Origin of the sequence: Pseudovibrio japonicus (assembly GCF_014651595.1) — a bacterium.
GTDB classification, from domain to species: domain Bacteria; phylum Pseudomonadota; class Alphaproteobacteria; order Rhizobiales; family Stappiaceae; genus Pseudovibrio; species Pseudovibrio japonicus.
In genome coordinates, this window is record NZ_BMXE01000022.1 from 1 (window position 1) to 731 (window position 731).

Annotated in this window: 1 protein-coding gene; it reads right to left on the reverse strand. The window is 55.8% G+C overall.

Annotation, left to right across the window (positions count from 1 at the left end; all coding sequences use genetic code 11):
- Positions 1-159: 159 nt before the first annotated feature.
- Positions 160-731, reverse strand: a 572-nt coding sequence (locus IE076_RS22515; RefSeq protein WP_189439032.1) for an AAA family ATPase, incomplete at its 5' end; no start/stop codon positions are given.

Consider the following 731-nt stretch of genomic DNA (forward strand, 5'->3'; position numbering starts at 1 on the left):
CATGCGGCTTACATCAAGCGTGCCGGCTGGGGCTGAGCCCAACAGGGCCAGAGCCAGAGAGAACGCGCTCAAGATCACCACAGACAACAGGATCCAGCGGTTGCGCAGACCGATACGGAACTCTTGATGAGCGACAGTCAGGATACGTTTCAACATATCTCAGGCCTCCCCAGCTTTGTTGTCTTGGTGCGCTTTTTCAGAGAAGTGCTTATAAACGTCATCCAGCGTTGGCAGATGCACATCGATATCCTCGATCATGGCGCCCAGACTGGTGACAGCGGCAATTCTTGCGATCTTATCTTCGTGTGCACACATGATCTCGACTGAATGACAATTGACCGGCGTTCCGCCCAGTCGATCTGCAAGTTGTTCTGCTGGTTCCTCTTTTGACTTCACCTTCAGCCGGACTGGCAGTCTTGCGGCTGTGCGCAAGTGCTCCAGAGTGTCATTGGCGACCAGTCGGCCTTGGGACATGATCAGGATGCGATCGGTGCGTGCTTCCATCTCTGTCAGAGCGTGGGACGATAAGAGGACAGTGGCACCGTTTCCGGAGATTTCGCTCACCAGATCATAAAAGTTCTGGCGCGAGATTGGGTCCAGACCACTGGTCGGCTCATCAAGCAGAACCAGTTTAGGTGTTCCGATCAGGGCCTGCGCCAGTCCAAGGCGCTGGCGCATCCCCTTGGAGTAAGTTCCGATGCGACGGCGGCCAGCTTCTGCAAGGCCGACAC